The organism is Streptomyces sp. XY431 (assembly GCF_001279805.1).
GTDB lineage: Bacteria > Actinomycetota > Actinomycetes > Streptomycetales > Streptomycetaceae > Kitasatospora > Kitasatospora purpeofusca.
Genome location: NZ_LGDO01000324.1, coordinates 1 through 10,660, shown reverse-complemented (window position 1 = coordinate 10,660; position 10,660 = coordinate 1). Strand labels below are relative to the sequence as shown.

The 10,660-nt window shown below is 77.0% G+C and carries 6 protein-coding genes and 1 pseudogene; 5 read left to right on the top strand and 2 right to left on the bottom strand.

Features of this window, described 5'->3' with window-relative positions; genetic code table 11:
• Positions 1–60: 60 nt before the first annotated feature.
• The 4 genes from ADK60_RS45860 to ADK60_RS24805 all read left to right on the top strand — a co-directional run bounded on the left by ADK60_RS45860 (position 61) and on the right by ADK60_RS24805 (position 7,479).
• Positions 61–1,641 carry a hypothetical protein gene (locus ADK60_RS45860; RefSeq protein WP_199839753.1) on the top strand — a complete coding sequence of 527 codons (1,581 nt, stop codon included), beginning with the start codon at positions 61–63 and terminating at the stop codon, positions 1,639–1,641.
• A 130-nt stretch (positions 1,642–1,771) separates the two neighbouring features.
• On the top strand, positions 1,772–5,146 hold the full coding sequence (locus ADK60_RS24815) for a right-handed parallel beta-helix repeat-containing protein (RefSeq protein WP_053649001.1): 3,375 nt from the start codon (positions 1,772–1,774) through the stop codon (positions 5,144–5,146).
• 287 nt (positions 5,147–5,433) lie between these two features.
• Positions 5,434–6,642: a S8 family serine peptidase gene (locus tag ADK60_RS24810; RefSeq protein ID WP_053649000.1), complete on the top strand. Its 1,209-nt coding sequence runs from the start codon at positions 5,434–5,436 to the stop codon at positions 6,640–6,642.
• 198 nt (positions 6,643–6,840) lie between these two features.
• Positions 6,841–7,479, top strand: a complete 639-nt coding sequence (locus tag ADK60_RS24805) for a sigma-70 family RNA polymerase sigma factor (RefSeq protein WP_079008671.1) — start codon at positions 6,841–6,843, stop codon at positions 7,477–7,479.
• A 388-nt stretch (positions 7,480–7,867) separates the two neighbouring features.
• Here the strand turns inward: ADK60_RS24805 and ADK60_RS24800 are convergent, their stop codons facing one another.
• Together ADK60_RS24800 and ADK60_RS24795 are read right to left on the bottom strand one after the other, a co-directional pair.
• Positions 7,868–8,395 carry an ATP-binding protein gene (locus tag ADK60_RS24800; protein WP_159400566.1) on the bottom strand — a complete coding sequence of 176 codons (528 nt, stop codon included), beginning with the start codon at positions 8,393–8,395 and terminating at the stop codon, positions 7,868–7,870.
• Positions 8,396–8,669: 274 nt separating this feature from the next.
• Positions 8,670–10,241, bottom strand: a complete 1,572-nt coding sequence (locus ADK60_RS24795; protein ID WP_053648996.1) for a CehA/McbA family metallohydrolase — start codon at positions 10,239–10,241, stop codon at positions 8,670–8,672.
• A 203-nt stretch (positions 10,242–10,444) separates the two neighbouring features.
• On the opposite strand from ADK60_RS24795, the pseudogene ADK60_RS46940 reads away from it, so the two are divergent.
• A pseudogene (locus tag ADK60_RS46940) lies at positions 10,445–10,660 on the top strand (hypothetical protein); the annotation flags it as partial.

Here is a 10,660-nt window from a genome sequence, read left to right as displayed (position 1 = left end):
GGTCCAGTCGCCGGGGTGGTCCTGTCGACTGGGACTGCATGCGAGGCCGGAGGAGCTGCGGTGAGCACGAGTACGGGCGGGAACGGGGCTCGGGGCGGGGCGGCGGGGATCCAGCTGCCGTCGATGGACTGGGAGATGGAGGAGGAGCCGGCCGGGGCGCCGGCGGGTGCCGCCGCCTCGGCCGGAGGCGCCGCCGCCGCTGCGGCAGCCGCCCCGGCGACGGCGGAGGCGCCGACCGAGCAGGTCGCCGTGCCGCAGTACGGGCCGGTCACGCCGGTGGTGACCGCCGCCGCGGTGCCGCCGGTCGCGGTCGTCCCCTCGGCCGCCTCCGCCGCCGGGTTCGGTCCGGGCGAGGAGCCCGGGGCGCCGGTCCCCGTCGGGACGGAGGGCGCGGACGGCGAGGAGCCGGACGAGACCTCCCGTCGTCCCCGGTTCCGGCGGCCCGCGCTGGTCGCCGCCGCCACGGCGGGCGTGGTGCTGATGGGCCTGCCGTTCCTGATCACCGACGGCGCGGACAAGCACGGCGACAACCGGGGCGTGAACCGGGCGGACCCCCAGCTGGTCGACGGACCGGAGATCGACGACGTCCAGCAGCCGGTGCCGACCGACCCGCCGACGACCGGACTGCCGCTCCCGGCGCCCGTCGACCCGCCCGCCACCGGTGACCCCGGCGCGCTCAACGCGCCGCCCGTGGACGGCTCGGGCACCGTGCCCGGGCTCTCCCTCGGCGGCGGCACCGTCGGCGCCCCGGCGGTGCCGGCCGGCCAGCCGGCCGGGACGACCGTCCCGGCGGGCAAGGCGCCGCAGAGCGGGACCCAGAACGGCAGCGGCGGCAGCACCGGCGGCAGCAGCAGTAGCACGGGCGGCGGCAGCAGCAACGGCAAGACGACGCAGCCCGCCGCAGGTCAGCCCGCGCCCCAGCAGCCGGCCCCGGGTCAGCCCGCTCCGCAGCAGCCGGCCCCGGGTCAGCCCGCTCCGCAGCAGCCCGCGCCGGGCCAGCCCGCTCCGCAGCAGCCGGCACCCCAGCAGCCCGCGCCGGGCCAGCCGGCCCCGCAGCAGCCCGCGCCGCAGCCGCCGCCGGCCTCCCAGCCCCCCGTCCAGCCGCCCGCCGCCGCGAAGGCCACCTACAGCGCCATCGGCGGCGGCAACTGCAGCACCGCCTCGGTCGCCTACGCCCAGCACGGCTACTGGGAGCAGGGCTCCACCGGCTGGCTCACCAGCTCGACCGGCGGGTACACCGGTTCGGGCTGCAACGGCAAGTACGTGTCGCTGCCGATGTCCGGCTCGGACAGCAAGGACGACAACGACAACTCGGTGGTCTGGACGTTCTCCACCGCGCCGGTCACGACCGGTACTTGCACGATCTCCGTCTACGTGCCCAACAACAGCGACTACAAGCTGGTCGGCGGCAAGCCCGCGTACTACACCGTCCACAACTCCCCGGGCTCCGGCGTCATCGGCGACTTCTCGGTCAACCAGACCACCAGCCGGGGGAGTTGGGCGGCCGGCAAGACGGTCGCGGTCTCCGGCGGCAAGATCTCGGTGATGCTGCACTCCCGCGGCCTCGACTGGGCCGGCACCGCCACCGACAAGGCGCACATCGCGGCCTCCGCCGTCAGGGCCGACTGCACGGCCTCCTGACCGCGCGGGGGCGGTCCGGACCTCCTCCGGACCGCCCCCGCCCGGCCCGGCCCCGGCCCGTCCGACCTGCCCGACCCCGTCCGACCTGCCCGACGACGACGTACCGATGAAAACCCAGGAGAGGACGGCCATGTCGCGCCATGTGCTGACGGTGTGCCCGGAACAGCGGGGCGGCCCGTACCGCACGATCGGCGACGCGCTCGCGGCGGCCCGCAGCGGAGCGGTGATCTCCGTCCGCCCCGGCCGCTACGAGGAGAACCTGGTCATCACCAAGATGGTCACCATCACCGCCGAGGAGCCGCGCGGCAGCGTCCGGATCACCGCCCGGCGGGGCTGCGTCGTCCAGGTGGTGGCCGAGGCCGTCCAGCTCACCGGCCTGGTCGTGCAGGGCCAGGACGAGGAACTCCCCGCCGTCGACGTGCCCCGGGGGCAGGCCGCGCTGTCCGACTGCGAGGTGGTCGGCGCCTCCTGGACGGCCGTCCTCACCCGCCAGCAGGGCTCGCTCGCGATGCGCGACTGCCGGGTCACCAACCCGGCCGGCGCCGGCATCGTCGAGACCTCCACCGGCACCAGCGTGATCGAGGACTGCGTGATCGAGCACCTCGGCACCTCCGCCGTGGTGGTCGGCGAGCGGGCCAACCCGCTGCTGCGCAACTGCGTCCTGCGCGACGCCCGCGGCAACGGCATCTGCGCCAACGGCGAGGCCCGCGGCACCTTCGAGGACTGCGAGATCTCCGTCACCGACAAGCCTGCCGTCGCCCTGGAGGAACGCTCCACCACCCGGCTGGTGCGCACCGCCGTCCGGGACACCGCCATCGGCGTGTACATCAGCTCCGAGGCCCGGGTGGTGCTGGAAGACTGCGTGGTCAGCGCCACCACCGGCCACGGCATCGCGCTGGCCGCGGGCACCGACCCGGAGCTGCGCCGCTGCTCCACCGCCCGCACCGCCGGGCACGGCATCCACATCACCGGCCGTTCGCGCGGCCACTTCGAGAACTGCGAGGTCGCCGACGCCGAGGGCACCGGCATCTGGGTCGGCGAGCACGCCGGTCCGGTGCTCAAGGGCACCGTGGTGCGCGGCTGCGGCGGAGCCGGCGTCGAACTGGCCGAGGAGAGCGCCGCCGACATCGACCGGCTGGAGATCCGGGACGTCACCGGGCCCGGCCTGTCGATCGGCGGCGGCGCCAACCCCCGGGTGCGCCACCTGACCGTCACCGGCGCGGGCGCCGACGGCGTCGAGGTGCTGCGGGACGGCCGGGGCCGGCTGGAGGGCGTCGAGGTGACCGACGCCGGCCGGGCCGGTCTGCGGATCACGGACGGCGCCGACACCTTCGTCGGCGCCGGGGTGGTGCGCGGCGCCAAGGGCTCCGGCGTGGTCGTCGGCAAGGTCGGCCGGGCCTCGCTGCGGGACTGCGAGGTGAGCGGCTCGGGCGAGGACGGCCTGTCCGTCGAGGACGGCGGCGACCTGACCTGCACCCGGGTCCGCAGCCACGGCAACCGCCGTCACGGCGTGCGGATCGGCGCCGGCGGGCGGGCCGCGCTGGCCCAGGTCGACGCGGTGGAGAACATCGGCGACGGGGTGCGCCTCGACTCGGTGGAGGCGGTCCGGCTGACCGGCTGCAAGCTGTCCCGCAACCGGGGCTCCGGCCTGCGGCAGACGGCGGCGAGCGAGCGGCTCGCGGTGGAGCAGCTGACCAGCGAGGAGAACGGCCTGCCGGACGCCCACGGCACCGCCGCGGCCGCCACCGGCGGCCCGCGCGCCGAGGGCGCCTCCTCCTCCGGTCCGGCCGCCGCCGGGAACGGCGCCCCCGAGCCGGGCGCGGAGCCCGGCCGCGCCCCCGCCCCGGCCGCGCCGCCGGGACCGCTGGAGGTGCTGGAGTCGCTGGTCGGCCTGGCCGGCGTCAAGGAGCAGGTCGCCACCCTGGTCAACCTCAACAAGCTGGCCCGCCGCCGCGAACTGGCCGGCATGCCGTCCCTGCCGATGAGCCGCCACCTGGTCTTCGCCGGTCCGCCCGGTACCGGCAAGACCACGGTCGCCCGGCTCTACGGCGCCATCCTGGCGGAGCTGGGCGTGCTGCGCAGCGGGCACCTGACCGAGGTGGCGCGGGCCGACCTGGTGGCCTCGATCATCGGCGGCACCGCGATCAAGACCACCGAGGTGTTCCAGCAGGCGCTCGGCGGCGTGCTGTTCATCGACGAGGCGTACACCCTGTCGGCCGGTTCCGGCGGCTCCGGCCCGGACTTCGGGCGGGAGGCGATCGACACCCTGGTCAAGCTGATGGAGGACCACCGCGAGGACGTGGTGGTGATCGTGGCCGGATACTCCGCCGAGATCACCGAGTTCCTGGCCTCCAACCCCGGTCTCGCCTCCCGGTTCAGCCGGACCGTCGAGTTCGCCAACTACGAGGTCGACGAGCTGGTCACCATCGTCGAGCGGGCCGCCACGAGTCACGGCTACGAGCTCGCCGCGGGCACCGGCGACGCGCTGACGCTGCTCTTCGAGCGGATGCCGCGCGGCGAGGACTTCGGCAACGGCCGCTCGGCCCGCAAGGTCTTCGAGGAGATGGTCGACCGGCAGGCGACCCGGCTGGCGGAGCAGCCCGAGATCAGCGACCAGGACCTCGCCCTGCTCGTCCCCGGGGACGTGGGCGTCGAACTCGAACCGCCCGTGAAGGAGAGCGACGGCACCGAGCCGCTGGCCGAGCTCCAGGCCCTGGTGGGCCTGCCCGCCGCCAAGGAGCAGGTCGAGGACCTGGTGAACCTGATCCGGCAGGTCCGTCGCCGGGAGGAGGCCGGGCTGGCGACCGCCACCATCAGTCACCACCTGGTCTTCGCCGGTCCGCCCGGTACCGGCAAGACGACGGTCGCCCGGCTCTACGGGCGGCTGCTGTCCGAGCTGGGCGTGCTGCCCGGCGGCCAGCTGATCGAGACCGCCCGCTCCGACCTGGTCGGCCGCTACGTCGGCCACACCGCCCAGCTCACCAAGGAGGCCTTCGACCGGGCCCGGGGCGGCGTCCTGTTCGTCGACGAGGCGTACACCCTGACGCCCCGGCACGGGGGCGGCGGGGACTTCGGCCAGGAGGCCGTGGACACCCTGATGAAGCTGATGGAGGACCACCGGGACGAGGTGGTGGTGATCGTGGCCGGCTACGAGGACGAGATGCGGCACTTCCTCTCCTCCAACCCCGGTCTCGCCTCGCGCTTCTCGCGCCAGATCGACTTCGGCCACTACTCCGACGCGGAGATGGTCACCATCGTGCGCAACCACGCGGTCAACGCCGGGTACGAGTGCGCGCCGCACACGCTGGCCGCGCTGGAGCAGCTGTTCGCGGGAGTCCCGCGCGACCGCACCTTCGGCAACGGCCGCTTCGCCCGGCAGACCCTGGAGGGCATGATCACCCGCCAGGCCGGCCGGCTCAGCCGGCTGGACGTCGCCGACCTCTCGGAGCTGAGCCTGCTGCTGCCCGAGGACATCGCCGCGGACCGCTCCGGCAGCCCGGTGTGAGCACCGGCCGAGGCCGCGGGCGGCTCGCCCGCCCCGCCGCCGCGGTGGCCTGCAGCCTTGCCGCGCTCGCCGCCCTCGCCCCGGACGTGGCGTCGGGGGCGGTGGGGGCGTCGGCTGTCGGCGGTGCGTCCGGGGCCGGTGCGTCCGGGGCCGGGCCCGTGGCGGCCGGTCCCGCGGCGGGTACCACGGCGCCGACCGTCGGGAACGCGGTGCCGGGTGCCGCTGCCGGTGCTGGTGGCGGTGCGGCTGCCGGTGGTGCGGGCGCGCAGCCGGCGGAGTTCCCCCCGATGGCGCAGACGCTGTCCGACGTCCGGCAGAACGGGTGCCGCAAGCCGGTCGCCCGCGCCGCGGACCGGCCCAGCTGGTCGCAGGTCTTCCTGCGGCCGGAGGCCGTCTGGCCGTTGAGCCGGGGCGCCGGGGTGACGGTGGCCGTGATCGGCTCCGGGGTGGACGCCGCGGCCGGTTCGGGCCCCGGTGCGCTGGCCGGGCGGCTCACGCTCGGGCCCCGGCTGCACGGGGACGGCGACGCGGGCCGGGACTGCGTCGGCCACGGCACCGCGCTCGCGACCCTGGTGGCCGGCCGCCGACCCGCCGACGGCGGCCCGTCCGGTGTCGCCCCCGCGGCGAAGGTGCTGGCCGTGGCCGCCACCGACGACGCCGGCAGCACCAACGCCGACCTGCTCGCCCGGGGCATCCGCGCGGCCGCCGACGGCGGCGCCCGGATCGGCCTGGTCGCGGCGCCGATCGCGGAGCCCGCGCCCGCCCTGGCCGACGCGGTCGGCTACGCGACGGCGAAGGGCATGCTGCTGGTCGCCCCGGTCGGGCCGGACAGCCAGGCGGTGAACGCCCCGGTCTACCCCGCCGGGTACCCCGGGGTGCTCGCGGTGGCCGGGATCGGTACGGACGGCGCCCCGGCCGGCTCCGGGAGCTCCGACTCCGCCGGCGGCTCGGCGGGCCAGGCGGGCGGCGCGGCCGCCGCCCTCGCCCCCGGGCGGACCTCGCGGGTGGACGTGACCGCGCCGGGCGAGGGCCTGCTGGCGGCCGGCCCCGGCGGCGGCACCTTCACGGCCTCCGGGCCGAGCTACGCCGCCGCGCTGGTGGCGGGGACGGCGGCCCTGGTGCTCGGCCGGTCGCCGTCGCTGACGGTCGAGCAGCTCGCCGACCGGCTGCGTTCGACCGCCTACCGGCCCGGTACGGCGCTGCCCGATCCGGCCGTGGGCTGGGGAGCGGTGGACCCGGTGACGGCGGTCGGCGCCCCGGCCGCCGCCGGACCGGCCGCGGCGCCGGGGACGAACGCGGCCGCCACGGCCGAACCCGTGGTCGTCCCGCCGCCGCCGGACGGGCGGCCGGTGCGGCTGGCGGCGGCGGTCACCGGGGTGAGCCTGGGCGGCGCGGCGCTGCTCGCCCTGGCGGCGGCCGCCGCCAGGGTCGGCCGCAACCGGGCGGCCGGGCGGGCCGGGGCCGGGACCGGGACCGGGGCGCCGTCGGCGGAGTGACCCCGGCGGGCCCCGCCAACGTCCCGCCAACGCGGGCGGTCGCGGCCGCGTTGGCCGCGCGTTGGCGGGGGCTGCCAGCGTGGCACCGCCCGGGGAGCCGTCCGATCGCGGTGGCCTGCCCCGGTGCACCGAGACAGCGATCGACCCCGGTACCGACCGACCGAGGTACCGATGAATGGTGTGAGGGGTTCAACAGCCGTGGCCATCGACGCAACCGCCCGGGCCGGGACGACCTCCGGGGACGCCCGGGTACCCGCCGTGCCCGCCCCGCCTGCCGCGCCTGCCGCGCCTGCCGCGCCCGCCGCGCCCGCCGTCCGGCCCACGCTGGACCAGGACGTCCTCGCCGAGCTGTACCGCCTGCACGGCGGCTACCTGCTGCGCGCGATGCTCCGGGTGACCAGCGGGGACCGGGGCAAGGCGGAGGACATTGTCCAGGAGACCCTGCTGCGTGCCTGGCAGAACCCGGCGGCCGTGCAGCGCGGTCCCGAGCACAGCCGTCCCTGGCTGTTCACGGTGGCGCGCCGGATCGCCATCGACCACTACCGGATGCAGGCCGCCCGCGCCCAGGAGGTCGCCGACGAGACCCCGGAGGACCACGCCGGTTCCCACGACCCCTACGACGAGGTGCTCGTCGCCCGGGACGTGGCGGTGGCGATGGCCGAGCTCCAGCCCCACCACCGGGACGTCCTGGTCGAGTTGCACATGAAGGGCCGGTCGATGGTCGAGGTGGCGCAGGTGCTGGGAGTGCCGGTCGGCACGGTGAAGTCCCGCAGCTTCTACGCGGTCCGCGCGCTGCGTCCGATCCTGGCGGCCCGCGGGATGGCCTGGGCCGGCTGACCGGACGGCCGAGCGGGCGGGGGATCGACCGGGCGGCTGACCGGCTGGGGCACCGCCCCGGATCGCTGCCCTTTCGGGAAACCGCGGCCGGTCCGGGCGGACCCGAACCGGAAGGCCGTGAACCGCTTCCGATCCGCCGCCCGTTGACCATTGTGGCGGCACCGCCACCGGCGTCCGTACCCCCGTTCGGGCGCCGGGTCCGCGGCCGCCCCGGCGTTCGCTCTTGTGGGAGAGCGGACGCCGGGGCGTCGCCGCTCGGGACGCCGTGCCGCGGGCGGCCGGTCGGTCCCCCCAGAACCGACCGGCCGCCCCTCTTCCGTTCGCGGCCGCCGTTCGCCGCCTTCCGTTCCCGCCGCCGCCCCGGTCTCCCCCCGGGGCGGCGGCAGGCTCACCAGCCGAGCAGGTACGCCCCCCGGCGCAGCCCCGCCAGCACCGTGTCCGCCGTCGCCTCGGCCGCGTCCGCCGCCGCCGGGCCCTTGGCCTGCGGCGCACCGTCGGCCGCGGCACTGCCGGCCGCGGCACCGCCGGTCGTGCCACCGTTGAGCACCACGTAGTGCAGCGCCGCGCCGGTGGCCCGGCTCTCCCGCCGGAAGGCGTCCAGCGCGGTCGGGGCGACCGAGCCCTCCACCACCACCTGGTAGCCGCCCGCGGCGAAGGCGAAGGCCGCCTGGGCGGTGGCCGCCAGCGCGGTCAGGTTCTGCCGCCGGGCCTCCGGCCGGTCCGGGGTGACATAGCCCTGCCGGACCGCCCGCCGGAAGTCCTCCGCGCGCAGGTGGACGCTGGGGAAGAGCGCGTCCGCGACCAGGGGGGCCACCGTGCCGCTCCCGGCGCCGGCGGCCGGGTCGGAGAGGACGACCACGCTGCCCGCCCCCCGTCCGCCTCCGAGCTCCGGCCCACCTACGGTCGTACGGTTCACAGCTGCTGATCCCTTCGCGGGCCTGGACGGACGGGGCCGGGGCGGGACGGGCGGAACACGCGGGGGCCGGCCGGAGTCGGCACACGAACCGGCCGAATCCGGCAAGGCGGACAGCCGACCGCCTCGTCCCTACGAGTGACTGCTGTCGAGGATCAACCTAGTCCACGGTGCGCCCCGGAGTCCTCCCCTCCCCGGACCTCCCGCCGTCCCCCCGCAGGCCCCTCGCCGTCCGTTCGCCTTCCCGCTACGCCCGCGTCCGTGCCAACGCCAACGCCTATGCCCGTGCCCGCAGCACGATCGGGTTGGTGAGCGCGGCCATCGGGCCCCAGGGGAGGTCCGGGCCCATCGCGTTGCCCCGGCCCGGGGTCCCGTCGGCCCTCGGGTGCCGCACCTCGGCCCGGACGAACGCGGCGAGCGAGGCCGTCGTCCGCCAGACCACCGTGCCCGCGCCGTCGGCGGGCAGCGACTCCTGGTGCAGCTGGCCCTCGTCGGTCAGGAACCGCACCGTGCCGTTCGGCACCCCGGAGACGGCCAGCCGGACGTCCACCGGCGCGTCCGCGGGCACCGCCAGCTCCTCGCCGATCCCGGCCTGCCGGCCGTTCCCGGTCGCGGTGAACTCGAGCCGGACGGCCGCCGATTCGGCGAGCCAGCTGCGCCCGGCGCGCAGGCCGTCGAGGACGTCGTCGCGGTTGAGGTCCTCGGCGAGCACGACGGTGTGCGGCGAGCCGATCACCTGCGGGGCGCTGTGCGCGTCGCTGTTGCCGATCGCGGGCAGCCAGGAGCGCCCGTCGCGCAGCGCCACCGCCAGCTGGGCGTCCCAGCCGTCCACGGCCGACTCGTCGTCGTACGTCCACGGGCCGTTCCACACCTCGACGGCGTCGGCGCTCTCGTACCCGAACTTCCACTGGCAGGCGACGTACGGGCAGTACGGGTGCGCCGGCACCACCAGGCCGCCCTGCCGCCGGACCTGGCGGGCGAACCGGGGGAGGGCCTCGTCGCGGGAGCGGTAGCGCCAGTCGACGAACTCGCCCGGGCGCAGGCCCAGTGCCAGCCAGTGGCCGTTGCGGGTGGTGACCTCCTCACCGAGCAGTATCAGCAGGTCCGGGCCGGCCAGCGGACCCCAGGCGCCGTGCGCGGAGGAGGTGTTGTGGTCGGTCGACACGATGAAGTCCAGCCCGGCCGCGCGCGCCCCGGCGGCCACCTCGGCGGGCTCGCGGCGCCCGTCGGAGTGCACGGTGTGCAGGTGGCAGTCGCCCCGGTACCAGGCCCGGCCGCGCCCCCGGGCGCGCTCCGGCGGGTAGGCGGGGGTGAACTCGCCGCCGGGCGCGCCGAACCGCAGCGTGACGTCGACCCGGTACTCCAGCCCCTGCGGCGCGACTTGGTAGGGCCCGAGGACGACGTGCCAGCGACCCGGGCGGACCGGCCCCGGCAGGTAGCCGGGCGTGGCCTGCTCCCGGCTCACCGTGAACTCGGTCCGGAAGCCGCCCGACCAGCCGCGGAAGCCCCGGCCGCCGAGTTCGGTGCCGCGCTCGTCGAACAGCCCGATGTCGCAGGAGTTGCCCGGGGTGCCGGGCGGCACGGTCGGCTTGTCGTACCGGTAGGAGACGGCGAGTTCGCGGACGCCGGACGGGACGTCGAAGGGCAGGTACACGAAGTCGGGTGCGCCGGTCGGCAGCTTCCCGGTCAGGGTGATCGTCCGGTCCTGCGGCGCGGCCGGGGCCGCGGCTCCTTCGGCCCGGGCGGTGCCGGCGCCCGCCACCACCGCGCCGAGCGCGCCCGCCGCGCCCGCGGCCAGTAGGCCGCGCCGGCCCGGCCGGGCCTGCTCCTCGTGCACGTCGTCCGCCATCGGGTGCCTCCGCTCTCGCCGGGGATGCTCGCGGCCCGTACCTACCCGCGACCCGCTCGCCCGGGTGAACCCCCGGTGAGCCGGGCCCCACCGGCGGACGGCGGCCCCGTGAAGGCGGACCCGGGTTGCGCCGGGGGGTGGGGCGGGCCCTGAATAGGAGGTAGTCAGATCATCTGACAGTCGGGCAGATTCGGAGCGCATTGATGTCACTCAGTCGGCGGACCCTCCTGGTGGCCGCGGCCGGCACCGCCCTGGCCGCCTGCGCCCGGACGACGAGCCCCGCGCCGTCCGTCCCGACCGCGGCGCCCGTCCCCACGGCGGAGCCCGTTCCCACCGCGGAGCCGGTGGCCCCCACGCCGACCCCGACCCCGACCGCTGCTGCCCCGGTCCCGACCCCCGAGGCCCCCGCTCCCGAGGCG

What these genes read in the sequence shown, in the direction of transcription:
- ADK60_RS24815 (WP_053649001.1), top strand. Translation starts at nt 1,772, where the DNA reads ATGTCGCGCCATGTGCTGACGGTGTGCCCGGAACAGCGGGGCGGCCCG.
- ADK60_RS24810 (WP_053649000.1), top strand. Translation starts at nt 5,434, where the DNA reads ATGGCGCAGACGCTGTCCGACGTCCGGCAGAACGGGTGCCGCAAGCCG.
- ADK60_RS24795 (WP_053648996.1), bottom strand. Translation starts at nt 10,241, where the DNA reads ATGGCGGACGACGTGCACGAGGAGCAGGCCCGGCCGGGCCGGCGCGGC.